At 70.5% G+C, this 25,953-nt stretch carries 22 protein-coding genes; 12 read left to right on the top strand and 10 right to left on the bottom strand.

From position 1 onward, the window contains the following. Positions 1-36 precede the first annotated feature (36 nt). Positions 37-2,826: a family 78 glycoside hydrolase catalytic domain gene (locus tag ACQPYZ_RS18430; RefSeq protein WP_433157211.1), complete on the bottom strand. Its 2,790-nt coding sequence runs from the start codon at positions 2,824-2,826 to the stop codon at positions 37-39. A gap of 181 nt (positions 2,827-3,007) precedes the next feature. On the opposite strand from ACQPYZ_RS18430, the gene ACQPYZ_RS18425 reads away from it, so the two are divergent. Beyond that, a complete protein-coding gene (locus tag ACQPYZ_RS18425) occupies positions 3,008-3,904 on the top strand; it encodes an AraC family transcriptional regulator (RefSeq protein ID WP_433157208.1) in 897 nt (298 codons plus the stop codon). Here the strand turns inward: ACQPYZ_RS18425 and ACQPYZ_RS18420 are convergent. Beyond that, positions 3,885-4,556, bottom strand: coding sequence for a TetR/AcrR family transcriptional regulator (locus tag ACQPYZ_RS18420; RefSeq protein WP_433157205.1), 672 nt, complete (start codon positions 4,554-4,556; stop codon positions 3,885-3,887). The genes ACQPYZ_RS18425 and ACQPYZ_RS18420 overlap by 20 nt on opposite strands. A gap of 87 nt (positions 4,557-4,643) precedes the next feature. Here ACQPYZ_RS18420 and ACQPYZ_RS18415 point away from each other — a divergent pair, with 87 nt between their 5' ends. Beyond that, positions 4,644-5,816, top strand: a complete 1,173-nt coding sequence (locus ACQPYZ_RS18415) for an FAD-dependent monooxygenase (protein ID WP_433157202.1) — start codon at positions 4,644-4,646, stop codon at positions 5,814-5,816. Here ACQPYZ_RS18415 and ACQPYZ_RS18410 read toward each other — a convergent pair. Together ACQPYZ_RS18410 and lpdA are read right to left on the bottom strand one after the other, a co-directional pair. Beyond that, a complete protein-coding gene (locus tag ACQPYZ_RS18410; protein ID WP_433157199.1) occupies positions 5,802-6,266 on the bottom strand; it encodes a PGPGW domain-containing protein in 465 nt (154 codons plus the stop codon). The genes ACQPYZ_RS18415 and ACQPYZ_RS18410 overlap by 15 nt on opposite strands. Positions 6,267-6,366: 100 nt before the next feature. After that, entirely contained in the window at positions 6,367-7,764 is a 1,398-nt protein-coding gene (gene lpdA, locus ACQPYZ_RS18405; RefSeq protein ID WP_433157197.1) for a dihydrolipoyl dehydrogenase, read from the bottom strand. A 186-nt stretch (positions 7,765-7,950) separates the two neighbouring features. Between lpdA and ACQPYZ_RS18400 the strand changes: the two genes are divergently transcribed. Continuing rightward, positions 7,951-10,122 (top strand): peptidoglycan DD-metalloendopeptidase family protein, encoded by a 2,172-nt coding sequence (locus ACQPYZ_RS18400; protein ID WP_433157194.1) that lies wholly within the window; start codon positions 7,951-7,953, stop codon positions 10,120-10,122. Positions 10,123-10,168: 46 nt separating this feature from the next. After that, the gene (locus tag ACQPYZ_RS18395; protein ID WP_433157192.1) at positions 10,169-10,960 is read left to right on the top strand and encodes a class I SAM-dependent methyltransferase; all 792 of its coding nucleotides are present in this window, start codon (positions 10,169-10,171) and stop codon (positions 10,958-10,960) included. Here ACQPYZ_RS18395 and ACQPYZ_RS18390 read toward each other — a convergent pair. Genes ACQPYZ_RS18390 through ACQPYZ_RS18375 form a run of 4 tightly spaced genes read right to left on the bottom strand, consistent with a single transcriptional unit; the run spans position 10,850 to position 14,993 of the window. Next, positions 10,850-12,274 carry an MFS transporter gene (locus tag ACQPYZ_RS18390; protein WP_433157189.1) on the bottom strand — a complete coding sequence of 475 codons (1,425 nt, stop codon included), beginning with the start codon at positions 12,272-12,274 and terminating at the stop codon, positions 10,850-10,852. The genes ACQPYZ_RS18395 and ACQPYZ_RS18390 overlap by 111 nt on opposite strands. Before the next feature lie 38 nt (positions 12,275-12,312). Continuing rightward, positions 12,313-12,726 (bottom strand): tRNA (N6-threonylcarbamoyladenosine(37)-N6)-methyltransferase TrmO, encoded by a 414-nt coding sequence (tsaA, locus tag ACQPYZ_RS18385; protein ID WP_433157186.1) that lies wholly within the window; start codon positions 12,724-12,726, stop codon positions 12,313-12,315. Continuing rightward, positions 12,726-13,481 carry a metallophosphoesterase gene (locus tag ACQPYZ_RS18380; protein WP_433157183.1) on the bottom strand — a complete coding sequence of 252 codons (756 nt, stop codon included), beginning with the start codon at positions 13,479-13,481 and terminating at the stop codon, positions 12,726-12,728. The genes tsaA and ACQPYZ_RS18380 overlap by 1 nt, the downstream gene beginning before the upstream one ends. Positions 13,482-13,490: 9 nt before the next feature. Continuing rightward, a complete protein-coding gene (locus ACQPYZ_RS18375) occupies positions 13,491-14,993 on the bottom strand; it encodes a PstS family phosphate ABC transporter substrate-binding protein (RefSeq protein WP_433157180.1) in 1,503 nt (500 codons plus the stop codon). A gap of 111 nt (positions 14,994-15,104) precedes the next feature. On the opposite strand from ACQPYZ_RS18375, the gene ACQPYZ_RS18370 reads away from it, so the two are divergent. From ACQPYZ_RS18370 to ACQPYZ_RS18335, 8 genes are all read left to right on the top strand, one after another. Beyond that, positions 15,105-16,463, top strand: coding sequence for a dihydrolipoyl dehydrogenase family protein (locus ACQPYZ_RS18370; RefSeq protein WP_433157177.1), 1,359 nt, complete (start codon positions 15,105-15,107; stop codon positions 16,461-16,463). A 44-nt stretch (positions 16,464-16,507) separates the two neighbouring features. Continuing rightward, complete coding sequence (locus ACQPYZ_RS18365; RefSeq protein WP_433157174.1) at positions 16,508-17,527, top strand: energy-coupling factor ABC transporter permease; 1,020 nt, start codon at positions 16,508-16,510, stop codon at positions 17,525-17,527. Continuing rightward, the gene (gene cbiQ, locus ACQPYZ_RS18360; RefSeq protein ID WP_433157171.1) at positions 17,524-18,282 is read left to right on the top strand and encodes a cobalt ECF transporter T component CbiQ; all 759 of its coding nucleotides are present in this window, start codon (positions 17,524-17,526) and stop codon (positions 18,280-18,282) included. The genes ACQPYZ_RS18365 and cbiQ overlap by 4 nt, the downstream gene beginning before the upstream one ends. After that, positions 18,279-19,049, top strand: coding sequence for an energy-coupling factor ABC transporter ATP-binding protein (locus tag ACQPYZ_RS18355; protein ID WP_433157168.1), 771 nt, complete (start codon positions 18,279-18,281; stop codon positions 19,047-19,049). Before cbiQ ends, ACQPYZ_RS18355 begins: the two co-directional genes overlap by 4 nt. Continuing rightward, on the top strand, positions 19,046-20,092 hold the full coding sequence (locus ACQPYZ_RS18350; protein ID WP_433157166.1) for a mandelate racemase/muconate lactonizing enzyme family protein: 1,047 nt from the start codon (positions 19,046-19,048) through the stop codon (positions 20,090-20,092). Before ACQPYZ_RS18355 ends, ACQPYZ_RS18350 begins: the two co-directional genes overlap by 4 nt. Positions 20,093-20,229: 137 nt before the next feature. Further along, positions 20,230-21,018: an SGNH/GDSL hydrolase family protein gene (locus tag ACQPYZ_RS18345; RefSeq protein WP_433157163.1), complete on the top strand. Its 789-nt coding sequence runs from the start codon at positions 20,230-20,232 to the stop codon at positions 21,016-21,018. Between the two features lie 116 nt (positions 21,019-21,134). Then, positions 21,135-22,169 carry a winged helix DNA-binding domain-containing protein gene (locus ACQPYZ_RS18340; RefSeq protein ID WP_433157161.1) on the top strand — a complete coding sequence of 345 codons (1,035 nt, stop codon included), beginning with the start codon at positions 21,135-21,137 and terminating at the stop codon, positions 22,167-22,169. A gap of 32 nt (positions 22,170-22,201) precedes the next feature. Then, positions 22,202-23,032 carry an SRPBCC family protein gene (locus ACQPYZ_RS18335; protein ID WP_433157158.1) on the top strand — a complete coding sequence of 277 codons (831 nt, stop codon included), beginning with the start codon at positions 22,202-22,204 and terminating at the stop codon, positions 23,030-23,032. Here the strand turns inward: ACQPYZ_RS18335 and ACQPYZ_RS18330 are convergent. After that, on the bottom strand, positions 23,029-25,317 hold the full coding sequence (locus ACQPYZ_RS18330; protein ID WP_433157155.1) for an ATP-binding cassette domain-containing protein: 2,289 nt from the start codon (positions 25,315-25,317) through the stop codon (positions 23,029-23,031). The genes ACQPYZ_RS18335 and ACQPYZ_RS18330 overlap by 4 nt on opposite strands. Before the next feature lie 72 nt (positions 25,318-25,389). Continuing rightward, positions 25,390-25,944 (bottom strand): MarR family winged helix-turn-helix transcriptional regulator, encoded by a 555-nt coding sequence (locus ACQPYZ_RS18325; protein WP_433157152.1) that lies wholly within the window; start codon positions 25,942-25,944, stop codon positions 25,390-25,392. Between the last annotated feature and the right edge of the window lie 9 nt (positions 25,945-25,953).

Here is a 25,953-nt window from a genome sequence, read left to right as displayed (position 1 = left end):
GGGCATCTGCAGCGGGGCGGGGGTCGGTGGGTCGGGTCAGGTGGTCTCGAGGAGTGCGTCGAGCTTGGCCTGCAGGGCCTCGGCGCTGGGGCCGAAGTCGCGCGGGCTGACGGCTTCGACCAGCCGGCTCGCCGGCCGGTCGAGGTGTCGTTCGAGCTTGGCCGCGAGCTCGGCGTCGTCGGCGACGATGTCGTTGTCCTTGGCGGCGGCAACGATCTCGGCCCAGCTCGCTTCGTGGTCCATCAGTTGCCGGATGCTCGGGTCGGCCGGCAGTGCCGGGGTCTCCGCGGCCGGGTCGTCGGCGGTCCACTCGTGCGTCCCGTGACCGACCTCGACCGGCGCGTCCGCACCCGGTACGTCGACCTGCGCCCGCGCGCCGACCGGCACGGTCACGCTGAGCCGGACCTGTCCGCCGGACCGGCTCCACGAGACCGCGGCTTCGCCGTACGGCGTGAGGTGCTTGGCCGACGCGCTCGTGAGGTGCGCGGTGTACAGCGGTCGGACCACGATCGTGCGGTAGCTGGGGTCGCCCGCGGCCAGGCCGGCGACGCGGCGGTGCATCCAGTCCGCGACCGCGCCGAGGGCGTAGTGGTTGAACGACGTCATCTGGCCGGGGTTGATGCTGCCGTCGGGCAGCATGCTGTCCCAGCGTTCCCAGACCGTCGTGGCACCCATGGTCACTGCGTACAGCCAGGAGGGGCAGCCTGTCTCTAGCAGGAGCCGGTACGCGAGGTCAGGATGTCCGGAATCGGCCAGCGCGTCGGCCATCAGCGGCGTACCGACGAATCCGGTGCTGATCCGGAAGCCGGCGGTGCGGACCAGGTCGGCGAGGCGTTCGGCGGCGCGCTTGCGCTGGTTCTCGGCCGGCAGCAGCGCCCACTGGAGGGCGAGGGCGTAGTTGGTTGCCGCGTCGCTCAATACGCGACCGCCCTCGGTGGTGTACTCGGCCGCGAACGCCTGCCGGACGCGGGCGGCCAGGTCGCCGTACTCACGCGCCAGCTCGGCGTCACCGACGACCTCCGCGGCCTTGGCGACGACCTCGGCCGAGCGGGCCAGGTGCGCGGTGGCGAGCACGTCCGGGTCGGCCTTCGCGCGGAACGGGTTGTCCGGCGGCGCCGTCGGGTCGAGCCAGTCGCCGAATTGGAACCCGCCGGACCACAGCAGGTCGTCGCCGGCCAGCTCGACCATCCGGTCCACCCAGGCGCGCATACTCGGCAGCTGCCGAGCGAGCAGGGCGGCGTCACCGGAGCGCTCGTAGATCACCCACGGCACGATCGTTGCCGCGTCACCCCAGGCGGCCGTGGCCGGCCCGTTGTGCCGGAGGATGTCCGGGACGACGAACGGCACCGAGCCGTCCTTCTGCTGCTCGACCGCGAGGTCGGCCAGCCAGTTGGACAGGAACCCGGCGGTGTCGAACAGGAAGCTCGCCGTGGGGGAGAAGACCTGGATGTCACCCGTCCAGCCGAGCCGCTCGTCGCGCTGCGGGCAGTCCGTGGGGACGTCGACGAAGTTGCCGCGCATGCCCCACACGACGTTCTCGTGGAAGCGGTTGAGCAGTTCGCTCGAGGACTCGAACCAGCCGGTCCGGCGCAGGTCGGAGCCGACCACGACGGCCTCGAGATCCGCGAGTTGGAGGTCGTCGACCCCGGTCACCTCGGCGTAGCGGAAGCCGTGGAAGGTGAGCGGCGAGTCGAGCGTGACCTCGTCGGGCCCGGCGAGCACGTAGGTGTCGGTCGCCTTGGCGGTCCGCAGCGGGCGGACGCCGAGCTCGCCGTTCTCGAGCACTTCGGCGTGCCGCAGGACGATCTCGTCGCCCTCGGCGCCGCCGCGGACCTTCAGCCGGACCCGGCCGACGAGGTTCTGGCCGAAGTCGACCAGGGTCCCCCCCGACGGGGACGTACTGAGCTCGACCGCGGGCACGACCTCGGTGATCCGCACCGGCGGCCCGTCCGGCGCGACCAGCCCACTCAGGTCGGCGTCGAGTACGTCGACTCCGACGGCCTCACCAGGCGTCCGGCGGAGATCGGTGCGCTGACCGTCGTAGATGTCGTCGGCGGTGACGGCGCTCTCGCGGGCGGTCCAGGTGTCGTCGCTGCCGAAGGTGTGCACCTGGCCGTCGGCGGTGGTGACCTCGAGCTGGGCGAGGACGGCGAGGCGCTCGCCGTACAAGGCGTTCTTGCCGTGGAAGCCGAGCCGGCCGCGGTACCAGCCGTTGCCGACCAGGAACTCGAGCCGGTTCTCACCGGACCGGACGAGCGCGGTCACGTCGTACGTCTGGTAGCGCAGCCGCGCCTGGTACGCCGTCCAGCCGGGGGCGAGCTCCTCGTCGCCGACGCGCTCGCCGTTGAGCTCCGGGAAGTAGATGCCGTAGGCCGTGGAGTAGAGGCGGGCCTTCACCACGTCACCGGGAAGGTCGAGCTGACCGGCGATCAGGGGAGCGGGGGAGCCGTTGCGGTTGTCCCGCGGGCTGACGAACCGCGCGGTCCAGTCGGAGGCGCTGAACAGACCGGCCTCGACCGTCGCGGGCTCACTCCAATCGCTCCAGTCCTCGGTGTCGCGGACCCGGACGCGGACCTCGGCCGCCTGACGCGACGTCAGCGGGTCGCCCGGCCAGGGGACGAGGACCTGGTCGGGGGACTGGACGGTGTACACCTGCTCCGCCGTACCGGTCCGGATCCCCACCTCGTACGCCGTCTGCGTGAACCCGGCGTCGGCGGTCGGGATCTGCCACGACAGCCGGGGCGTCGCGGTACCGATGCCCAGCACGGGCCCGGAATCGGTGCGGTGCTCGAAGCGGAGACGGGTGGGTGCGGCGAGGTTCGACATGAGACTCCAACCGGCGTGTGAAACGATTCATTGGCTGCTGTGACGAAGGGCCTCGGTCTGTTCCGGATTGACGGCGAGGACGTTTCGCCTGTCCCCCGATCCTGAAGGTGCCAATCGCCAGGGGCTAGCCCGATGTGCACTCGTGGTAGCACAAAACGCACCTCGGCCCGTATCGTGAGGCATGGCCGACGAGCCGGTGACCCATACCGGAACGCTGCTGCACTTCGTCGAAGGGACGCTGGTGCACGCGGGTCCGCACCTGCACGAGAACACGCATCCCCTGCACACCCACAGCTTCTTCGAGATCGCGCTGATCACCGGTGGCGAAGGGGTCCACCACAGCCTGGCCGGCCGCCAGCGACTCGAGGTCGGCGACGTCATCCTGCTCCGCCCCGGAGTCTGGCACCAGTACGACGAATGCCGCGGACTGCAGGTCTACAACTGCTGCTTCTCGGCCGGCCTGGTGCAGCGTGAGCTGGCGTGGACCCGCGAGGATCCCTTGCTGGGATACCTGTTGTGGACCGGGCCGTTCTCGGCCCAGCGCCGAGGGATGCTGACGTCCAGACTCGAGCCGCCGGAGTTCAAGGAAGGTCTCGAGCACCTGGAAGAGCTGCGGCAGCTGCGCAACCAGTCACTGAGCCGGCATCGCGGCGACGTGATCGGCTGGCTGTCGCTCTACCTCAGCTGTCTCGCCCGGGTCGTGGTCGAGCAGGACGACCTCGGCGAGCAGACGCATCCCGCCGTACTGGACGCGATGCGGATGATGGAGGCGGACCCGGCGCGGCAGTGGATGCTGACCGATCTGGCGAACGCGCTGCACCTCGCGCCGGGGTACCTGGTCCGGTTGTTCAAGTCCGCGACCGGGCTGCCGCCGATCGCGTACCTGAACCGGCACCGGGTCGAGCTCGCGGCCGACCAGCTGCTGCACACCGACCTCCCGATCGCCCGGATCGGCGAGTCCGTCGGCTGGCCCGACCAGAACTACTTCGCCCGCCGATTCAAGTCCCACTACGGCCTGACCGCGACGACCTACCGACAACGTTTCAACGCCCGCAAACTCAGCCCCTCACCGCGCTGAGGTGCAGCTCGAGACCGTCGAGGATGCGGTCGAGGCCGAACTCCAGTCCCTGGTCCTGACGTCCGGCGGTCCGCATCGCCGCGGCCAGGCTGGGGAAGCGGTCGGCCTCGGTGGCGAGAATTTCCGCGAAGGCCTGGTTGAGGTGGGCCTCCGTCAGCCCGGTGTCGAGGGTCTGCTGGGCCAGGTTCCGGACGTGGCTGCTGAGCAGCAGGATCGAGTCGAACTGCTCGCCGCCGTCCAGGCCCGAGTCGGTCAGGGCGGCCAGGCCGTGCTCCATCCACGTGAGCTCGTTCGGCCCGAGCAGCCGGCGGCCGATCGTGGACCGCAGCAGCCACGGGTGCGCGGCGAAGGCGGCGTACAGGTCGAGAGCCCAGGTTTTCAGCGCGGCCCGCCACGGCATGGGGTCGTGCTCGGGCGGCGGACCGATGGCCAGGTCGCTCATGACCGCGACCAGCTCGGCCTTGCCGGGGACGTGCCGGTAGAGCGCCATCTTCGTCACCGGCAGCTCGTCGGCGACCCGCTGCATCGAGACCGCGTCGAGGCCCTCGGTGTCGGCGATCCGGATCCCGGCCTCGGCCACGGCCGCCAACGTGATCACCGGCTTGGGCCCGCGGCCGCGGGGTTGGTGCCCGCCCCAGAGCAGCTCCGTCATCGCCGTCCTTTCCGATCGCCCTCAACTGTGTCTACCATACACATCACTGTGTCTAATGGACACAATTACGCCGACGGAGGTCAGGGGATGAAGGTTCTGGTGTCGGGGGCGAGCGTGGCCGGTCCCGCGGTGGCGTGCTGGCTCGGGCGGTACGGGTACGACGTGACGGTGGTCGAGCTCGCCCCGGCCCTGCGCGAGGGCGGGTACGCCGTGGACTTCCGCGGGTCGGTGAATCGCGAGGTGCTGTCCCGGATGGGGGTGCTCGAGGAGCTACAGGCCCGGCAGACGGGCGGCAGTCCGATGCGCTTCGTGGACGAGCACGGCCGGCAACTCCTGCACCTGCCCGGTGAGTTCGCCGGGGGAGACCTGGAGGTACTCCGGTCGGATCTGTCCCGGGTGTTGTACGAGCACTCGCGCGACCGGGCGTCGTACCGGTTCGGCGACTCGATCGCTCGGTTGACCGAGCACGCCGGCGGGGTGGACGTGCGGTTCGAGAGCGGGATCGAGGAGACGTACGACGTGGTGATCGGGGCGGACGGGATGCACTCGATCGTGCGCCGGCTGGCGTTCGGGCCGGAGAAGGACTACGTCCGCCATCTCGGGTACTACATCGCCTGCTGGGACCTGCCGAACACGCTCGGGATCGGCACCGACGCGCTGATGTACAACGTGCCCGGCAGGCTGGCGAGCGTCGGCGCGGACCGGCGGGATCCGGCCCGGGCGGGCGCGATGGTCGTGTTCAGGTCGCCGGAACTGCCGTACGACCGCCGGGATCGCGAGCAGCAGAAGGCGATCGTCGTGGCCGCGTTCGCGGGCCTCGGCTGGCACGTGCCGGAGTTGCTCGCGGGGTTGCCGACGGCAACAGACGTGTACTTCGACTCGATCAGCCGGGTCGATGTGGATCGCTGGTCCGCCGGCCGGGTCGTGCTCCTCGGCGACGCCGGCTACGGCGCCACCGTCGGCGGCATGGGCACCAGTACGGCGGTCGTCGCGGCGTACGTCCTGGCCGGGGAGCTCGCCACCTCGGGCGGCGACTACCGAGCGGCGTACCGGCGTTACGAGGAGCGGTTGCGCAAGCCGGTGGCGAAGACGCAGTCCGGCGGCAGCCGCACCGGGAAGTTCCTTGCCCCTGGCACCCGATTCGGCATCGCGGCACGGAACCGGCTGTTGTCCCAGCCGTTCCTGCTCAACCGGATGCTCCAGCTCGGGAACACGGTGAGCGAGCTGATTGAACTCGACAACTACTCAGTCGTCCAGTAGGGGCAGCTTGTGGAGGAAGGTTTCCCAGGAGTCGGGGAACCAGCCGGGGACGCCGAGGACGGCGAGGTAGAGCCAGATCGCGACCAGGACGCAGAGGAAGAGGGCGAGGGTGCCGAGGGCCTTCAGCCAGGCGGGCTGCTTGGCGGTCCAGGTGGTGAACACCGTGACCCAGTCCTTGACCCGGTAGAGCAGCCGCTGGGCCCACTCGAACTCGCTGGACAGTACGGCGAGCCCCAGGATGAACAGGGGGATACCGCCCGGACCGGGCAGCCACCCGGTCAACGGTGCGGCGATGAGCAGCAACCCGCCCACCACACCGACACCGATCCGGTAGATCAGATGCTTCTTCGGATCCGCCCGTATCCGCCGCCGCCACTCCCACCGGTCGTCCTCAGCGTCCAGCGTGATGTTGTGATCAGTGCGGTCGGGACCACCCCTCTTCTCGGCCACGCCCCCAGCGTACGTGAGGGGTCAGGCAATCCCACGGAACGCCTCGTAACGGAACGACGGCAGATCCGCGAAGGATCTGCCGCCGTCGGCCGCCGGTGGTTCAGAAGTTGATCATGTGCCCCTCGAGGCCGTGGAAGGCTTCCTGGAGGGCCTCGCTGAGGGTCGGGTGGGCGTGCACGTTGCGGGCCAGCTCCTTGGTGGTCAGGTCCCACTTCTGCGCGAGCGTGAGCTCCGGCAGCAGCTCGGTGACCTCGGGGCCGATCAGGTGGGCGCCGAGCAACTCGCCGTACTTGGCGTCGCTGATCACCTTGACGAAGCCGGTCGGGTCGCCGAGGCCGTGCGCCTTGCCGTTCGCGGTGAACGGGAACTTCGCGACCTTGACGTCGTACCCCTGCTCGCGGGCCTGCTCCTCGGTGTAGCCGAAGCTGGCCACCTGCGGCTGGCAGAACGTCGCCCGCGGGATCATCACGTGATCGAGCTCCATCGTCTCCACGCCGGCGATGGTCTCGGCCGCGATCACGCCCTGGGCCTCGGCCGCGTGCGCGAGCATCAGCTTCGCGTTCACGTCGCCGATGGCGAAGATGTTCGGCACGCTGGTGCGCAGGAAGCCGTCGGCCTCGATCGCGCCGCGCTCGGTCAGCTTGACGCCGATCTTGTCCAGGCCGTAGCCGTCGACGCGCGGCTGGAAGCCGATCGCCTGCATCACCTTGTCGGCCTCCAGCGTCTGCTGGTTGCCGTCGTTGCCGGTGACGGTGACCTTGACCTTCTCGCCGGAGTCGTCGATCGCGTCCACCCGGGTGGAGGTGAGGACGTCGACGCCGAGCTTCTTGTACGCCTTGGCCAGCTCCTTGGAGACCTCGGCGTCCTCGAGCGGCACGATCCGGTCGAGGAACTCGACGATGGTGACCTTCACGCCGTAGTTGGCCAGCACGTAGGCGAACTCGACGCCGATCGCGCCGGCGCCGGCGATGACGATCGAGCCCGGCAGCTCCTCGGTGAGGATCTGCTCCTCGTAGGTCACCACCCGCTCGCTCAGCTGGGTGCCCGGCAGCAGCTTGGTGGTCGCGCCGGTGGCGATGATGCAGTGGTCGAAGGTGACGGTCTCGGAGTTCCCGTCGTTGAGGCTGACGTCGAGGGTGTTCGCGTCGACGAAGCTGCCCCAGCCGTCGAACTCGGTGATGTTGTTCTTCTTCATCAGGAAGTGGACGCCCTTGACCCGGCCGTCGGCGACCTTGCGGCTGCGCTGGACGGCGGTCGGGAAGTCGAAGCTGACGTCGCCGCTGATGCCGAACGTCTTCGCGTCCGCGCGGAAGATGTGCGCCAGTTCGGCGTTGCGCAGCAGCGCCTTGGACGGGATACAGCCCACGTTCAGGCAGACACCGCCCCAGTACTTCTTCTCGATGATGGCGGTCTTGAGCCCGAGCTGGGCGGCGCGGATCGCCGCGACATACCCACCCGGACCCGCGCCGAGGACAACAACGTCAAAGTGCGAGGCCATGAAGTGAACTTTAATGGGTCGGACCAGCGGATCGGAGCGGTGGTGCGGCGCCGGCCCGCGAGCGTGACCGGAGTCACCGAGCGCGCCCTCCGGCAGTCACGATCAGGCCGCCCGGGACCCGATTCGGTCACGGTCCGTGAGCGGGGTTTCGTGGGAACCGATCGCCGCCTAGGCTGGGGACGCGCGGTGGCCGCTACCCTCTGCGCGCGTGAGGCGATCGACGATGGGGGCCTGATGGTTGTGGGGAGCCGTCGGGGGCTGCGGTTCGCGGCACTCGGCACACTGCTGGCGGCGTTCGCGCTGCCCGCGTACGCCGACGACCCGACCCCGCCGCCACCGGCGTCCGTGACGGACGTGAACCGCTCCCTCGAGCAGCTCCAGGCCGAGGCGGCCGCGGTCCAGGCCGACTTCGCCAAGGCGACCATCGCGTACACGAACGCGCTGCAGGCGGCGCAGACCGCCGAGGCCGCGGCGAAGCAGGCGGAGACCTCGGCGACCACGTCGAAGGGCAAGGCGGACGAGGAGCGCCGGCGCCTCGGCCTGCTGACCGTGCAGGCGTACCAGACCGGCATCCCGACCGTGATGGGCGCCGAGTCGATGCTCTGGTCGCTCGCCCCGATCGCGGAGAACCTGCAGGAGATCGCCGACCGGCAGACCGCGATTCAGCAGCTGGGCAGCACGCAGGTCTCGCAGTACCAGACCGCGATGGCGGCCGAGAACGCGGCCGGCCGGGCGAAGGCGGAGGCCGCGAGCAAGCGCGCCGCCGCGGACGCGGCCGCGGCCAAGGCCAAGCAGCTGAGCCAGGAGGTTCAGCAGCGCGCGGCCGACGCCACCTTGATGATGGAGAGCCAGTACGCCGATCTCGACGGCGCCTCGGCGTTGTCCAAGCAACTGCAGGTCGCGCGGAACCAGCAGGCCCTGGCCCGCTGGCAGGCGTACCTGACCGAGCTGACGACGGCCAAGATCACGCCGCCGGCGGCCGCCGTACTCAAGAACCCGGCCAGGCTGCCCGCCGGTCTGGTGCCGTTGACGCGCGCCGGCGCGCCGGTGCCCGGCGCGGCCGCGCTGGTCCAGGGCACGCGGACGGCGAAGGTGCTGTCGGCCGAGACGATCCGGGCGGTGAACCAGGCGTTCAGCCTGCTCGGCAAGCCGTACGGCGTCGCCGCGACCGGCCCCGGCAGCTACGGCTGCCTCGGCGCGGCCCGGGTCGCCTGGCAGCCGTACACCACGCTGCCGAACCTGGTCGGCAAGGTCTACCCGGAGTACCAGGCGGTCCCGGCCTCCCAGGTCCAGCCCGGCGACCTGCTCGTCATGGGCAGCAAGACGCTCGGCCTGGTGCACATCGGCGTCGCCCTGGACAACAACGAGATGATCGCCGCGGACGAGTCCAAGGGTGCGGTCGTCGTCACCAGGGTCCCGGACAACCTGTACGCCGCCCTGCGGCCGACGCTCGGCAAGCCGGTGAAGGCCCAGGTCGCCCCGGTGGCGACGTCGGAGGCGTACGCGTTCCGGTGCGGCAACACGGCGACGTCGTACAACGTCGCTACGGGCTCCTGGACGTGGCCGCTGGCCGAGGGCACCTACGAGATCGGTACGTCGTACGGCCAGGCCGGCTCGCTGTGGTCGACCGGGTACCACACCGGTCAGGACTTCCCGGCCGCCGTCGGTACGGCGGTCCGCGCGGTGACCTCCGGCGTCGTGCGGGTCGAGCACCCGGCCTGGGCGGGGAATCTGGTGCGCATCGACCACGGCAACGGGCTGGAAACCCTCTACGCACACCTCAGCTCGGTCGACGTGGCCGACGGCAGTCAGGTGACCGCCGGGCAGCGGATCGGTGCCGTCGGCTCGGAAGGCAACTCGACGGGTCCGCACCTGCACTTCGAGGTCCGGTTGGGCGGCGATCCGGTGAACCCGATGCCGTTCCTCGCGACCGGCAGCGCGACCGTCGGCTGGGGTGGCTACAGCAACGGCATGATCCCGGCCAGCAAGTTGTGTGCGGTCGGATCCGGTCACCTGCTGAGGTGTGACGCGGCCGCGGCGTACCTGCAGTTGGCTCGGGCCTACCGGGCGGAGTTCGGCAGGTCGCTGTGCATCACCGACTCGTACCGCTCGTACTCGTCCCAGGTCAGCCTGTACTCCCGGAAGCCGTCGCTGGCGGCGCTGCCTGGCACGTCGAACCACGGCTGGGGTGTGGCCGTCGACCTGTGCGGTGGCGTGGACCGCTTCGGCACCGCGCAGTACCAGTGGATGAAGTCGCAGGCGAGCAAGTTCGGGTGGGTGCACCCGGCCTGGGCCGACCAGGGTGGCTCTCGCGAAGAGCCGTGGCACTGGGAGTTCGGCAAGCCGGCCGTCTCCTGACGGCAGAAGGACGGAACCGTAGGGCGCGCCCGTTCGTGAGCACCACATGACAGCTTCGTACGACGATGTCGCGGCCGAGTACGACGAGTGGGTCGGAGCCGGCGCGGCCCTCGACGACCCGACGTTCACCGAACTGATCGGCGACGTCGCCGGTCAGCGCGTGTGCGTGGTCGCCTGCGGCCAAGGCCGCGAAGCCCGCTTCCTGGCGGCGCGCGGAGCGGTCGTCACCGGTGTCGACCTGTCCGGAAAGCTGATCGAGAAGGCGCGGTCACACGAGACGTCTCTCGCCATCACGTACCAGCAGGGTGACGCGCACACCCTGGAGGGGCTCGCGGACGACTCGTTCGACGGTGTCGTCTGTTACATGGCGCTGATGGACATCCCGAATCTCGACGACGCGCTGCGGTCGATGGCCCGGGTACTGCGGCCGGGCGGCTGGTTCGTCGTGTCGATCACGCATCCGTGCTTCAAGGCGCCGGCCACGGGCGAGTTGGTCGACCACGTGGACCAGAGCGTCCGGCGTACGGTCGGGAAGTACTTCGTCGAGGGCTACTGGGACGGCCCGGGCGCGCACCGCAACGCGCTGCCGGTCGGCGCCTATCACCGAACCCTCAGCACCTACGTCAACAGCCTCACGGCGGCCGGCCTGGTCATCGACCAGTTCCGCGAACCACCACAGGACACCCCGGTCTGGCGCGAGGTCGCCCAACTGCTCTACATCCGCGGCTCATCGCGGCAGGAACCTCACCGCGCCGGCGGCGGTGACGAGGAGCAGTACGGCGCTCACGCCGGCCGAGACCTGGAAGCCGGTGGTGAAGGCCTCCTGGGCAGCCGCTGAACCGAGGGCCTCCCGGGTCAGCTCGGTGTCGTGACCGAGTCGGTCGCGGTAGACCGCGGTGATCAGGCTGCCGAGCAACGCGATGCCCAGCGCGCCGCCGAGTTGGGGTGCGGTCGACGAGATCGCGGCCGCGCCGCCGGCTCGCTCGGCCGGGGCGGCGCCGATCATCAGGTTGGTGGCGAGCGCCATCGTCGGCGCCAGCCCGGCCGAGATGACGATCGTGCCGGTCACCAGCAACCAGAGCGGACCGACCTGCGTGAGGACGACGAACCCGGCGACGGCCAGGACGAGGCCGGCCGCGATCACCCCGCCGGGGGCGAAGCGCTGGGCCAGGCGCGGCGCGAGCAGGGATCCGGCGATCGTCCCGGCGGCCGACGGAGCGGTCCACAGGCCGGCGGTCAGCGGATCCAGGCCGTGCGCGAGCTGGAGCAACTGGGCGACCGCGTAGGTGACGCCCCAGAGCACGAAGATCGCCAGCGCCAGAGCGATCGCGGACGCACTGAACGCGCGGCTCGCGAACAACGCGAGGTCGACCATCGGGTCCGCCAGTCGCCGCTGCCGCCGGAGGAACACGAGGCCGAGTATGAGGCCGGCCGCGATCGCACCGATCAATCGCCAGGCGAACCCGTCCGCGGCGATCTGCTTCAGGCCGTAGACAACCGGCAGGATCGCGGCCAGTGACAGCGCCGCACTGACCGGATCCAGCGGCCTGCTGCCGGGCGCGCGGTACTCGGGGAGAAGTCGCGGACCGGCGACCAGGAGCGCCGCCATGACCGGTACGCCGACCAGGAACACCGAGCCCCACCAGAAGTTGTCGAGCAACCAGCCTCCGACCAGCGGACCGATCGCCGTACCGCCGGACACGCTCGCGATCACGATGCCGATCGCGACCCCGCGTTGCCGCTCGTCCTTGAACATCGACGCGACCAGCGAGACCACCGAGGGCATCAAGGTCGACCCGGCGATCCCCATCAGCGCCCGGGTGCCGATCAGCATCGCGGGATTCACGGAGTATGCCGCCAGCACCGAGGCGACGCCGTACACGGCGGCACCGCCGAGCAGCAACCGCCGGCGGCCGATGCGGTCGCCGAGCGCGCCCATGGTGATGAGGGAGCCGGCCAGCAGGAACGCGTAGATGTCCACGATCCACAACAGTTCGGAGCCGCTCGGCCGCAGGTCGGCCGCGATCGACGGCAACGCCAGGTGCGTCACGGTCAGCTCGAGCGACGCCAGCAAGGCGGGCAGCGCGAGCACCGCCAGTCCGACCCATTCACGCCGCCCGGCCCGGGAAACCTCGTCCTTGGTCGATGTCACGCATCGCAGTCTGGAACCTCAACAGAGGTTGAGGTCAACTAGCGGTCGGCGAGGTCGCCGAGCACCGGCTTGACGTCGACGACCGGAGTGCCGTCGAGAGCCTCGAGGTGGTCGACCTGGACGCGGAGTCCGGCGGTCTCGATGACGGTGACCGGATGCAGGCCGAGCGGGTTGGGGCGGTCGGGGGAGCGGGTGCTGAAGACGCCGGTCTCGGGCCGGGTGCGGTCGTCGCGAGGATGGACCGCGAGCACCTCCCGGTCGGCGCGGTCGAACCAGGTGATGACGATGATCCGATCGCCGGGCGCGAGGTCGCGCAGCCCGTCGCGGACCGACTCGTCGAACACCAGCCAGGCGCTCGGCGCACCCTCGTCCGGCTGTCGCGGCGCGTCGTCACGACTCCGCAGTACGGACTCGACGTGGCCGATCGGACGGACCACGAACTGGCGTGTCATCAGACCGGGAACCGGTAGAAGGTCTGCAGCGGCTCGCCGGGAAAGTGGACGTGCAGGGCGAAGCCGGGGTACGCCGTCGTGTCGACCAGGCCACCGCCGGGACTGGCGGGCTCGAAGGGGAGCGGAACGGTGGAACGGATGCCGGGGGCACCGAGCACCGGGTGGCCGGCGAAGGTGGTGACGACGGCGTTGTGCACGTGTCCGGTGAGCAGGGCCGTAATCGGCTTGCCGGTCAGGACGGCTTCGAACGCGTCCAGCTCCTGGAGCATCCACTGGTCCATCACCGGATGGTGCAGCGCGATCGGTGGGTGGTGGAAGGCAACGAAGACCGGCCCGTCGAACGGCTCCCGCAGTACGTCGTCCAGCCAGGTCAGCGAGTCCTTCGACAGCAACCCGTGGTCCTCGCCCGGGACCGTGGAATCGACCAGGACGAACCGCGCGTCGCCGACCTCACGGACCTGATGGACCGGATGACCTTCGCCGGCGGCGTCGACGTACGCCGCCAGCCCGGCCCGCAGCGGCGCGCTCACGTCGTGGTTGCCCGGCAGCATCAGCACCGGCACGTCCAGCGCGAGCTCGGCGGCCACTTCGGCGTACTCGGCGTCGAGGCCGTGGTCGGCCAGGTCGCCGGTGACCACGACGACATCGGCCGGCCGCCGGAACGAGCGCAGGTACGCCGTGATCCGCCGGAGCCGGGAACGCGCCTCCTCCGAGCCGTCGAGATGCGGGTCACTGAGGTGCGCGATCACGTACATGCCTGCACCCTAACCGCAGAAACCACCCGGCAGATCGTTGCAGGGAACGAGCCCGCCCCGCGCCAGCACCGGCCGCGCCTGGGCCGAGCGGAGGTAGTCGAGGAAGGCCGCGGTGAGCGAGTCGGGCTCGGGTGTCTTGTACGTGTACGCGTGCTCGACCTCCCAGAACTTGTACGTCCCGTCACCCACCTTCGCTCCGTCCGGTACGACGCCGTCGATCGACGCGACCGTGATCTCCGGGTACTTCCGGGCGCTGCCGAGCTCGCCGTACCCGATCGCGCCCTCGATCTCGTTGACCCGGGTCAGCAGCTCCTCGGTGGTGCCGACCTCGCAGCGGTGGTGCCTGGCGACCGGGTCGTCACGCCGGCAGTCGTCGGAGGAGATGCCGAGCTCCTGGTCGCCGGCCAGCACCTTGTCGCGGAACACCCGGCGCGAGCCGGAGTCCGGGCCGACCCGGCTGACCATCCGGATCGGCAGGTCCCGGCCGCCGAGCTGCTTCCAGTTCGTCACCCGGCCGCCGTAGATGTCGCGCAGTTGCGCGGTGGTCAGCCCGGACACGTTCGCCGACCGGTTCACCGCGACCGCGAACACCACCACGGCCACCGGCTCACCCGACAGGTCCGGCGCGTCCTCCGCCGTACCGTCGGACATCGCGATCAGGTTCGCGGCCGCGCCGGCGTCCTGGGCACCCATCTCCTCGAGCGTCCGGATGCCGCTGCGGCTGCCGTTCGCGGCGATGGTGATGTCGGCGTCGGTGCACTCGGCCGCGTACGCCGTCCGCACTTCGCGCATAGTCGACTCGACCGCGGTCGACCCGATGACCCGCACCTGCCCGGAGGCGCAGTTGTCCGGCGGCTGCAGGACGTCGACCACGAACAGCGCGACCAGCGCCCCGACCAGCAGCAGCGACATCGCACCGAACATCAGCGTCCGGCGACCCGGCCCGCGCGGCCGCGGTTCGTGGTACACGCCGCCGCCGGTCGAGCCGCCGGCCAGGTACCCGGAGTGGCTGACGCCCCGGCCGGTGCCGGACAGCACCAGCAGGAACTTGAAGTGGTCGCCGCGGTTGATCGCGATCCGCGGCACGACCAGCTTGCTGGTGTCGACGTAGTTCGCCGGCACCATCCGGCGCTGCAGCATCTCGCCGAGCGACTGCGGGTGCGCCTCGGTCACCTTCAGCCCGACGATGGACCGGTCCGGGAAGGCGAACGACACCTTCTCGTGCATGTCCTGCGGGTCGATGTCCATCCCGCCGGCGTTGTCCAGCCGGAGCAGCACGATGCTCGGGTTCTGCACCACCGCGCCCTGGTGCCGCACCTCGACGTCGACCATCCGCTGCGTCTTGTCGGCACTCGGGTAGACCCCGATCGGGGCGTCCACCTGGACCCGGTAGACGAGCCGTTTGCGCCGCAGGACGTACCGGTCGACCAGCCAGGCGACCGCCGTTCCGATCAGTGCGACGGCGGCGATGATCGTTTCGAGATTGATGTCGCCCAGACCAGAGAAATCCACCGTTCCCTCCCGCCGGAGACGCTAGTGATCCTCGGTGAACGGGTCCTTACCGCGCGATGACGTACGGGGTGTGGGCTTGGCCGGATGCGGTGGTTCTGCGAGATTGTTCGCATGGCTGAACAGGTTGACGTGGTCGTGATCGGGCTCGGTGTCGGCGGCGAGGAAACGGCGGGACGGCTGGCCGAGGCCGGGCTGTCCGTGGTCGGCCTGGACCCCCGCCTGGTCGGCGGCGAGTGCCCGTACTGGGGCTGTGTCCCGAGCAAGATGATGATCCGGGCCGCCAACCTGATCGCCGAGACCCGTCGGGTGGACGGCATGGCCGGTACGGCGACCGTGCGGCCGGACTGGGCGCCGGTGGCCCGGCGGATCCGCGAGGAGGCCACCGACGACTGGAACGACCAGGTCGCGGTCGACCGGCTGGTGAACAAGGGCGTCACCTTCCTGCGCGAGCGCGGCACCATCACCGGCCCGCGCACGGTCAAGGCCGGTGACCGCGAGTTCGAGGCGTCCCGGGGCATCGTGATCGCGACCGGTACCGTCCCGGTGGTACCGCCGATCGACGGCCTCGCCGGTACGCCGTACTGGACGAACCACGAGGCGATCGAGGCGGACACGCTGCCGGCCTCGATCCTGGTGCTCGGCGGTGGGGCGATCGGGCTGGAGCTCACCCAGGTGTTCGCCCGGTTCGGCGTCGAGGTGACCGTGGTGGAGGCGGCCGGCCGGATCCTCGCGATGGAGGAGCCCGAGTCGAGTGAGCTCGCCCGCGAGGCGCTCGAGCGCGACGGCGTCACCTTCCACACCGGCACACCCGCCAAGCAGGTCGCGCACGACGGTGAGACCTTCACGGTGACGCTCGACGACGGTACCACGCTGACCGCGGAGAAGTTGCTGGTGGCAACCGGCAGGCGGGTGGACGTCAAGAGTCTCGGGCTCGACCAGGTCGGCATCGACCCGGGCGTCCGCCGGGTCGAGGTGGACGAGCACGTCCGGGCCGCCGACCGCGTCTGGGCGGTCGGTGACGTCACCGGTGTCGGGGCGTTCACCCACAACGCGATGTACCAGGCGAACGTCGCGGTGCACGACATCCTCGGCGACGAGGGCGCGCCGCTGGCGAGCTATCACGCGATGCCGCGGGTGACCTTCACCGACCCCGAGATCGGCGCGGTCGGCATGACCGAGAAGCAGGCCCGGGACGCCGGCCTGGACGTGAAGACCGGACTGAGCCAGATCCCGTCGTCGACCCGCGGCTGGATCCACAAGGCCGGCAACGAGGGCTTCATCAAACTGGTGGTGGACGACGAGCGCGGGGTGCTGGTCGGGGCGACCAGCGCGGGCCCGACCGGTGGTGAGGTGCTCGGCGCCCTCGCCGTGGCCGTGCACGCGGCCGTTCCCGTGCACACGATGCAACAGCTCATCTACGCGTACCCGACGTTCCACCGGGCGATCGGGGACGCGCTCAAGCAGTTGTGAGATCCCTTGTTGCGATCCGGTCGCAACAGGATGAAGATGTGCCCGTGCATGTTCCTGACGGCTTCTTCGACGCGCCCACCTCCGTCGCCACCGGCCTGATCGCGGCCGGGGCGGTCGGTGTCAGCCTGCAGCGGGCGAACCGCGAGATCCGGGAGACCGGACCGGCGCTCGCCGGCCTGACCGCGGCCTTCGTGTTCGCGGTGCAGATGGTGAACTTTCCGGTCGGCGCGGGGACCAGCGGGCACCTGCTCGGCGGTGTGCTGGCCGCCGCCCTCGTCGGTCCGTGGACCGCCGTCCTGGTGATGTCGACGGTGCTGCTGGTCCAGGGGCTGCTCTTCGCCGACGGCGGCCTGACCGCCCTCGGCACGAACATCACGCTGATGGGTGTCGTCACCGTGCTCGTCGGCTACTTCCTGACCCGGGCTCTCCTCCAGGTCCTTCCCCGGAGGGTGGGCAGCGTCGTTCCGGCGGCGACCGTCGGTGCGCTGGTCTCGGTGCCGGTCGCGGCACTCGCGTTCACCGGCCTGTACGCGATCGGCGGCGCGGTGGACATCCCGCTCGGAAAGCTCGCGACCGCGATGGTCGGCTGGCACGTCCTGGTCGGCATCGGCGAGGCGGTCATCACCGCCGCGGTCCTGAGCGCGGTCGTCGCGACCCGGCCCGACCTGGTGTACGCCGCTCGCCACCTGCAGCAGGACCTGGTCCTGGTCGATGCCGACGGCAACACCTCGACGGTGTCGCCGGACAAGCCGATCGCGGCCAAGCCGGCCGGCCGGACGCTCGGGGTCGCGGTGGCCGTCACCCTGCTGATCGCCGGCGGACTGAGCCTGCTCGCGAGCGCCCACCCGGACGGCCTGGAGTTCGTCGGCGCCGAGCTCGGGTTCGAGAGCGCAGCCGAGGACTCCGCGGTCGCGGGCAGCCCGCTGGCTGACTACGGCGTCAGCGGGATCGGCAACGCCGAGGTGTCCGGCGCACTGGCCGGCATCATCGGCGTCCTGGTCACCATCGTGGTCGGCCTGGCGATCGCCAAACTGGCGTCGCTGCGCGCGAACCGGGCTTCATGAGCGGTGACGGTCTTCTCGTAGCGGTCGACAGCCGGGTGCACCGCCTCCCGGCGCACGTGAAGATCGTCGCCTTGTTCGTGTTCGTCCTGGCCGTGGTGTCGACCCCGGCCGCGGCTTTCGGGGCCTTCGCCCTGTACGCCGTGATGCTGCTGGCCGCCGTGGTCACGGCCAGACTTCCGGTCCTCGTGGTGGCGAGACGGCTGACCGTGGAGACGCCGTTCGTCGTGTTCGCGTTGCTGTTGCCGTTCGTGGCGACCGGCCCGCGGGTCGACGTGCTCGGGCTGGAGTTGTCGCAGTCCGGCGTACTCGGGGCGTGGAACGTGCTGGCGAAGGGGACGCTCGGGGTGGTCGCGGCCATCCTGCTGTCGGCCACGACCGGGCCGCGGGACCTACTGGCCGGCCTCGAGCGGTTGCGGCTGCCGGCCACGCTGGTCGCGATCCTGTCGTTCATGGTCCGGTATCTGAGTGTGGTTTCGGACGACCTGCACCGGATGCGGATCGCGCGCGAGTCACGCGGCTACACCGGCGGCCGGGCCGGTCAGCTGAAGGCGGTCGCCGGGGGAGTGGGCGCACTGTTCGTCCGCAGCTTCGAGCGTGGTGAACGAGTGCACCTGGCGATGCGGTCCCGCGGTTACACCGGGCGGATGCCGCTGCTCAGTGCGCGGGGTGCCACATCGGCCCAGTGGTTCGAAGGCCTGGCGATCTCGCTGACCGCGGTCGTGATCGCGATCGCCGTTAGGGTGGTGGGCTTGTGAGCGGTCCCGCGATCCACGTCGAGCGGCTCGTCTTCGCCTATCCGGACGGCCGGCAGGCGCTGTACGGCGTCGACTTCACCGTCCAGCGTGGTGAGCGCGTGGCGCTGCTCGGGCCGAACGGCGCCGGCAAGACCACGCTCGTGCTGCACCTCAACGGGATCCTCGGGTCGGTCGGCGGCGGGACCGGCAGCGGCCGGATCCAGATCGGCGGGACCGGCCTGCACCGCGAGCACCTCGCCGAGGTACGGCGGAAGGTCGGGCTGGTGTTCCAGGACCCGGACGACCAGCTGTTCATGCCGACCGTCCGGGACGACGTCGCGTTCGGGCCGGCCAACCTCGGCCTGCGCGGGGCCGAGCTCGACGACCGGGTGCACGAGGCGCTCGTCCAGGTCGGCATGCAGGACCACGCGGACCTGGCGCCCCACCACCTGTCGTTCGGGCAGCGGCGTCGGGTCGCGGTCGCGACCGTGCTCGCGATGCGGCCCGAGGTGCTGGTGCTGGACGAGCCGTCGAGCAACCTGGACCCGGCCGCGCGGCGCGAGCTCGCGGACATCCTGGCCGGCCTGGACGTGACGCTGCTGATGATCACCCACGACCTGCCGTACGCGCTGCAGCTGTGCGAGCGGAGCCTGTTGATGGACGGCGGCCGGATCGTCGCCGACGGCAGCACCCGCGACCTCCTCGGCGACGCGGCGCTGATGGCCGCCCACCGCCTCGAGCTCCCGTACGGGTTCGATCCGCTCTCGGTCCCGGGGCCCGAACGATGAGGATCACCGAGGTCAGCGTCCAGGTGGTGTCGACCCCGAAGGCGCACCCGGTCCGGGACGCGATCCAGCTGCTCGACCGTGACGGGCACACCCGGGTGCGGATCGACACCGACGAAGGCGTCAGCGGGGTCAGCGACACGTACTTCGGCCGGGTCGAGAGCTCCCCGGCCGTGCTCGGGCAGATCCTCACCGAGCAGCTGGCCCCGGCGATCGTCGGCGAGGACCCGACGCTGATCCGCGGGATCCGGCACAAGCTGCGGACGCTCACCGACTACCAGGGCACGGCCGGCCTGTCGTCGTACGGGATCTCGGCGATCGACCTGGCGCTGTGGGACCTGCTCGGCAAGTCGCTCGACGTCCCGGTCTGGAAGCTGCTCGGGGCGCAGCGCACCACGATTCCGGCGTACGCGATGGTCGGCTGGCTCGAGCTCGACATCCGCGGTCTCGAGACCGTCGCGGCCACGGCGATGGAGCAGGGCTTCCGGGGCGTGAAGATGAAGGTCGGCGGCGGTCCGCTCGACGAGGACGTCCGGCGGATCAAGGCCGTGCGCGCGGTGATCGGACCCGACACCCCGCTGATGGTCGACGCCAACCAGGCCTTCGAGTACGCCGAAGCACTGCGCCGAGGACGGGTGTACGAGGAACTCGACTGCCGGTGGTTCGAGGAGCCACTGCCCGCCGCCGACACCGACGGCCACGTCCGGCTGGCCGGGAAGCTGGACATCCCGATCGCGACCGGCGAGAACCGGTACGGCCAGGCCGCCTTCACCGACCTGATCGCCCGCGGCGGCGTCGGCGTCGTCCAGCCGGATCTGCGGCGGGCCGGCGGGCTCACCGACTGCCTGGAGATCGGGCTGCTGGCGGCCGGCTTCGGCGTACCGTACGCATCGCACGGCGGTGGCGCGCACATCCACCTGCTCGCCGCACTGCCGAACACGATCTACGTCGAGAGCGGACTGCTCCCGGCCGACGGCCGGGTCGAGTTGGTGGACGGTTGCTACCCGCTGCCGCCCGGGCCCGGCCTGTCGTCCTGGAACGACTAGGCGGAAACGCGGCCTACCGGGATCGGCAACTGGCGGTGAATTTCTTACCAGCCTCTTGTCTGTTACTCGCCGGTCCGGGAAGGTGACTTTGAGTACTTCTGTCGCCACCCCTCGCACACGCAAAGGCGGTCCGCCCCATGAAGTCCATCGCCAGTTTGCTGTCCGCCGCGGCCCTCGGCGCCGCGATGCTCCTCAGTCCCGGGATCGCGCACGCGGCCGCGCCCAACTACGTCGCGCTCGGTGACTCCTACGCCTCGGGTGTCGGCACCCGCAGCTACATCTCCGGCAGCGGCGCCTGCCAGCGCTCGACCAAGGCGTACCCCTACATCGACGCGACCCGGATCGGCGCCAACCTGACCTTCGTCGCCTGCTCCGGCGCCCGGGTCGCCGACGTGACCGCGAGCCAGCTGGCCTCGGTGACGAGCGCGGCCAACCTGGTCTCCGTGCAGGTCGGCGGCAACGACGCCGGCTTCTCGTCGGTGATCACCGAGTGCGCGAAGCCGTCCTGGCTGGGCGATTGCACCGGCGCGATCAACAACGCCCAGGCGGTCATCAACAACACCCTTCCCGGCCGGCTGAACGGGCTGTACGGGTCGATCAAGAGCAAGGCGCCGGCGGCGCGCGTGGTCGTGGTCGGCTACCCGCGGTTGTTCAACGGCACCGACTGCAACGCCGGCACCTTCTTCAGCCCGACCGAGATGACCCGGCTGAACCAGACCGCCGACCTGCTCAACTCCAGGATCGCGGCGTCGGCGAGCGCGGCCGGCTTCACGTTCGTCAACCCGACCCAGCTCTTCATCGGCCACGCGGTCTGCGGCAGCCCGGAGTGGATCAACGGCCTGTCCAACCCGGTCAGCGAGTCGTACCACCCGAACGTCACCGGTCAGGCCAACTACGCGAACCTGGTCGGCGCCGAGCTCGACTGAGCCGGCTCTCGAAGCCGTCCGGCCTGATCGAACGGGTCGGACAACCGGTCTGCCGGACAATCCGGCAGACCGGTTGTGCTGCGTTCCGGCGCGGTTTGTGGTGTCATTCTGGGGTGGTGCAGAGGTCGGTGGACTGGCTGCTGGCGGCTCGGTCCCAGGCCAACTGCTTGGCGCGTCCGGTGGACGAGGCCGGCCCCGGAGGGGTGGCCGACGTCGTGCGCCGGACGGGGGGACTGCAGGCCCAGACCTGGCGCGGCGCCGCGTACGCCGTGCGGGCCCGCTCGACCGTCACCACCTTCGCCGACGTCACCCGCGCGCAGGAGACCGACCGCTCGGTCGTCCGCGGCTGGTTCATGCGCGGCACCCTCCAACTCGTGGCCACCGAGCACGCGGGCCCGTTGCTCGGGCTGCTCGGCCCGAAACTGATCAAGGACACCGAGCGCCGGTACGGCGAACTCGGCCTGACCCCGTCGATCCGGGCCGAGGCGGCCGACGTGATCGAGGAGCACCTGCTCGCCAACGGTCCGACGGGCCGCTCGGCGCTGGCCGACGTACTGGTCCAGGCGGGACTCATCGCGTCGGCGAAGGGGCAGCAGGTGTACGCGCTCATCCGGCACACCGGGCTGCTCGGGCGGTTGTGTTACGGGCCGGGTCACGACAAGGACGAGACCTGGGTCGCCGTCCGCGATTGGCTCGGCAAGCCGCTGGTCCTCGACGGGGATCTCGAGGCTCTCGCCCGGCGGTACCTCACGGCGTACGGCCCGGCAACCGTGCGGGACTTCGCGACCTGGTCCGGTCTGCCGGCGCCGCCGGCGCGGAAGGCGTTGCAAGCCGTCGCCGCGAAGTCGTTCGACGTCGACGGGGTCGAGTTCTCCTCAGTCGACGACCTGCCCGGGACCCGTGACCTCCGGCTGCTCGGGGAGTTCGACGCCTACCTCCTGGGGTACGCCGACCGGCGGCACGCGCTGGCCGACGAGCACCGCCGGCACATCCACCCGGGCGGCGGAATGTTGCGCCCGGCGATCGTCGCCGGCGGCCGGGTCGTCGGGTCGTGGAAGCACGCGGACCTGAGCTACGAGCTGTTCGACCAGGCGGGCGACCCGGACGGACTGGCGGCGGAGCTCGACGACGTCGATCGGTTCGCCGGTTGATCGTATATGCCTCATCGGGTATATATGGGCGCATGACCGAGACGCTGAGCACCGAGAACGGCCGGACGGTCCTGCGGATGCGCCGTGAGCTGCGGCATCCGGTGGACAAGGTCTGGCGGGCGATCACCGAGCCGGCCCAGCTGGCCGGGTGGTTCCCGGCCGCGGTCGAGCTGGACCTGCGGCTGGACGGCCCGATCACCTTCACCTTCGAGGAGGACCCGGGCGCGCCGATCGACGAGGAGAGCCGCGGCGTGATCCGCGCCTTCGAGCCGCCCCGCCTGATCGAGTACACCTGGGGGACCGAGGTGCTCCGCTGGGAGCTGGTCCCGACAGCCGACGGGTGCACGCTGCACCTGACTGCGACCCACGACGACCGGCCGGGGTCCGCGAGCTTCACCAGCGGCTGGCTGCTGTGCTTCGACGCGCTGGAGAAGGTGGTCGGCGGGTCGGCGGTGCCGGAGAAGGACTACGCCGTCCTGCACGAGCACTTCGTCAAGGTGTACGGCCTGGACGAAGGGGCCGTGCGCGAGGACGGCGGGGTCCGGTTCGAGCGGCAGCTCGTGCGGCCGAAGGAGCTCGTGTGGCAGCTGCTGGCCGGTGCGGCGACGGCGACCATGGGCACCCTGCCGCCGGCCGGATTCGTCGCCAAGGGTGTCGAGGCCGGCCCGGTGACCGAGGTCGCCGAGCCGGAGCGGCTGACCTACAGCTGGCCGCGGGGAGAGGTCTCGTGGACGCTCCGCGACGGCAACGGCGGAGCCCGTCTGGTCCTCATCCAGACAGGCCCCGCCAGCGACTACCTCGAGGCCTGGCACGACCTCATCGAGGCACTCGCCGCCGAGCTAGTCACCCGGGACGCGAGCTAGTCGCCCGCGACGTAGCGCCGTAGGTGTTCCGCGGTCAGGGTCGGGCTGCTCTCCACCAGATCGGCGGGTGTGCCGGTGAACACCACGCGCCCGCCGTCGTGACCCGCGCCCGGACCGATGTCGATCAGCCAGTCGGCGTGAGCCATCACGGCCTGGTGGTGCTCGATGACGATCACGGTGTTGCCCTCGTCCACGAGGGTGTCGAGCATCGCCAGCAACTGATCCACGTCGGCCAGGTGCAGACCGGTGGTGGGCTCGTCGAGGATGTAGACCGACCCGGTCTTGCCCATGTTGATCGCCAGCTTCAGGCGTTGCCGCTCACCACCGGACAGCGTGGTGAGCGGCTGCCCCAGACCGATGTAGCCGAGCCCGACCGTCGACAACCGGTCGAGCACGTTCCGGGCCGGTCCACGGGTGAAGAAGTCCCGCGCCTCGGTCACCGTCATCCGCAGTACGTCGCTGATGTTCTTGCCCCGCAACTGGTAGGCGAGCACCTCCGGGGTGAACCGAGCCCCGTTGCAGTCCTCGCACACCGACGCGACCTCCGCCATCATCGCCAGATCGGTGTAGACGAGCCCGATGCCCTTGCAAGTCTTGCAGGCACCGACGGAGTTGGCGCTGAACAGCCCCGGCTTCACACCGTTTGCCTTCGCGAACTCGGCCCGGATCGGGTCGAGCAGCCCGGTGTACGTCGCCGGATTGCTCCGCCGGGACCCGCGGATCGGCTCCTGCCCGGCGACGATCACGCCCTCGCGGCCGGCCAGCGACCCGTGGACGAGCGAACTCTTCCCGGACCCGGCCACGCCCGTGACGACGGTGAGCACGCCGAGCGGGATGTCGACGCTGACATTCTGCAGGTTGTGCAGCGTCGCGTTCTCGACCGAGATCGTGCCGGTCGGCCGCCGTACGTCGTCCCGGACCGAGACCCGGTGGTCCAGGTAGCGTCCGGTCAACGTGCCGGACTTCTTCAGGCCGTCCAGGTCGCCGGCGAAGCACAGCCGCCCACCGGCGAGCCCCGCACCCGGGCCTAGGTCGACGATGTGGTCGGCGACCCGGATCGTCTCCGGCTTGTGCTCGACCACCAGCACGGTGTTGCCCTTGTCCCGCAGCTGCAGCAGGAGGTCGTTCATCCGCTGGATGTCGTGCGGATGCAGGCCGACGGTCGGCTCGTCGAACACGTAGGTGACGTCGGCCAGGCTGGAGCCGAGGTGCCGGACCAACTTGACCCGTTGGGCCTCACCGCCGGACAGTGTCGACGACTCCCGGTCGAGACTGAGGTACCCGAGGCCGATGGTGACCATCGAGTCCAGCGTCTCCCGCAAACCCTCGACCATCGGGCCGACCCCAGGGTGGTCGATCGTGGCGACGAACTTCGCGAGATCGCTGATCTGCATCGCCGAGCACTCGGCGATCGTCCGGCCGTCCACGATGGCCGAGCGGGCCGCTTCGTTCAGCCGGGCGCCGCCGCAGGACGGGCAGGTGGTCTGCCGGATCGCCTGGTCGGCGAAGGCGCGCGCCTGGCTCTGCAGCGACTCGCGGTCCTTGCCGAGGTAGCCGCGCCGCAGTTTCGGGATCAGGCCCTCGAAGGACAGGTTGCTCTTGCCGACCTTCACCTTGGTCGGTTCGGAGTACAGCAACCGCTGCCAGTCCCCGTCGGGGAGGTCCTTCAGCGGCAGGTCCGGGTCGAACTGGCTCGCGTACAACTGCCACGGCCAGGTGCCGACGCCGTACCCGGGCGCCTTGATCGCGCCCTGCTGGAGAGTCTTCTCCCGGTCGACCACCGCGTCGACCACGAACTCTGTCGTCCGGCCGAGCCCTTCGCAGTCCGGGCACATCCCCTCGGCCAGGTTGAAGCTGAACGCGCCGGGCGGTCCGACGTACGGCGTCCCGGCGCGGCTGAACAGCACGCGCAACATGGTGTGCGCGTCGGTCGCCGTCCCGACCGTGGAGCGCGAGTTGGCGCCGATCCGCTCCTGGTCGACGACGATCGCGGCGGACAGGTTGCGCAGCGAGTCGACGTCGGGACGGCTGCGGCTGGGCAGGAAGTTCTGGACGAAGGCGGTGTAGGTCTCGTTGATCAGCCGCTGGGACTCCGCGGCGATGGTGTCGAAGACGAGGGAGGACTTGCCGGAGCCGGAGACCCCGGTGAAGACGGTGAGCCGGCGCTTGGGGATGTCCAGCGAGACCCCGCTGAGGTTGTTCTCGCGAGCTCCCCGCACCTGGATGACGTCGTGACTGTCGGCGGCCGTGGGACCGGCTGACCCGGTCGATTCGGTAGCAGGCATCCTTCAATTGTGACATTGGACCGACCATAGAAACTTGAGCCGAAGACCCAAGCGGAACGCTCGGACGAAAGCTTATACGTCGAGCGAAGGTTTGCGGGCGAGTCGGCCGACCTGGTCGAGGAGTTCCTGGAGTTGTCCGGCCAGTTGACCGCGGTGCGCGGGGGAGAGCGAGGCGACCAGTTCGGACTCGCGGCTGAGCACCTGGTCGACGGTCCGTTCGATCAGGTCGTGACCGGTGTCGGTGAGCGTGACCAGGACGGCCCGGGTGCCGTCGCCGGCGGTTCGCCGGGTGACCAGCCCGGCGTCCTCGGCCCGCGCGACCCGCTGTGAGATCGCGCCGGCGGTGACGAGCGTACGGCGGCTCAACTCCCGCGTGCTGAGCTCGTACGGCGAACCCGCCCGGCGCAGCACGCTGAGGAGGTCGAGCGTGGCCGGGTCGACCCCGAGGTCGGCGAGCAGCCGGCGACGGTCGTCGGCGAACAGTTTGGCCAGCCGCCACAGGGGAGTGACGATCTCGATCGAGTCCGTGGGCGTCCCGGGCCGCTCGCGCTGCCAGGCGCGCGCGATCTCGGCCGCCGGAGAGGTCCCGGGCCCGTCGAAGGGATAGCCGTCCGCGGTGGAAGTCATGACCACATG

Source organism: Kribbella sp. CA-247076 (assembly GCF_050942445.1).
GTDB lineage: Bacteria > Actinomycetota > Actinomycetes > Propionibacteriales > Kribbellaceae > Kribbella.
The sequence above is the reverse complement of the archived record's forward strand: the minus strand, read 5'-3'. Positions and strand labels throughout refer to the sequence as shown.

What these genes read in the sequence shown, in the direction of transcription:
- ACQPYZ_RS18430 (WP_433157211.1), bottom strand. Translation starts at nt 2,826, where the DNA reads ATGTCGAACCTCGCCGCACCCACCCGTCTCCGCTTCGAGCACCGCACC.
- ACQPYZ_RS18330 (WP_433157155.1), bottom strand. Translation starts at nt 25,317, where the DNA reads ATGCCTGCTACCGAATCGACCGGGTCAGCCGGTCCCACGGCCGCCGAC.
- ACQPYZ_RS18325 (WP_433157152.1), bottom strand. Translation starts at nt 25,944, where the DNA reads ATGACTTCCACCGCGGACGGCTATCCCTTCGACGGGCCCGGGACCTCT.
- ACQPYZ_RS18420 (WP_433157205.1), bottom strand. Translation starts at nt 4,556, where the DNA reads ATGACGGAGCTGCTCTGGGGCGGGCACCAACCCCGCGGCCGCGGGCCC.
- ACQPYZ_RS18345 (WP_433157163.1), top strand. Translation starts at nt 20,230, where the DNA reads ATGAAGTCCATCGCCAGTTTGCTGTCCGCCGCGGCCCTCGGCGCCGCG.
- ACQPYZ_RS18350 (WP_433157166.1), top strand. Translation starts at nt 19,046, where the DNA reads ATGAGGATCACCGAGGTCAGCGTCCAGGTGGTGTCGACCCCGAAGGCG.
- ACQPYZ_RS18425 (WP_433157208.1), top strand. Translation starts at nt 3,008, where the DNA reads ATGGCCGACGAGCCGGTGACCCATACCGGAACGCTGCTGCACTTCGTC.
- tsaA (WP_433157186.1), bottom strand. Translation starts at nt 12,726, where the DNA reads ATGACACGCCAGTTCGTGGTCCGTCCGATCGGCCACGTCGAGTCCGTA.
- cbiQ (WP_433157171.1), top strand. Translation starts at nt 17,524, where the DNA reads ATGAGCGGTGACGGTCTTCTCGTAGCGGTCGACAGCCGGGTGCACCGC.
- ACQPYZ_RS18370 (WP_433157177.1), top strand. Translation starts at nt 15,105, where the DNA reads ATGGCTGAACAGGTTGACGTGGTCGTGATCGGGCTCGGTGTCGGCGGC.
- ACQPYZ_RS18415 (WP_433157202.1), top strand. Translation starts at nt 4,644, where the DNA reads ATGAAGGTTCTGGTGTCGGGGGCGAGCGTGGCCGGTCCCGCGGTGGCG.
- ACQPYZ_RS18380 (WP_433157183.1), bottom strand. Translation starts at nt 13,481, where the DNA reads ATGTACGTGATCGCGCACCTCAGTGACCCGCATCTCGACGGCTCGGAG.
- ACQPYZ_RS18335 (WP_433157158.1), top strand. Translation starts at nt 22,202, where the DNA reads ATGACCGAGACGCTGAGCACCGAGAACGGCCGGACGGTCCTGCGGATG.
- ACQPYZ_RS18395 (WP_433157192.1), top strand. Translation starts at nt 10,169, where the DNA reads ATGACAGCTTCGTACGACGATGTCGCGGCCGAGTACGACGAGTGGGTC.
- lpdA (WP_433157197.1), bottom strand. Translation starts at nt 7,764, where the DNA reads ATGGCCTCGCACTTTGACGTTGTTGTCCTCGGCGCGGGTCCGGGTGGG.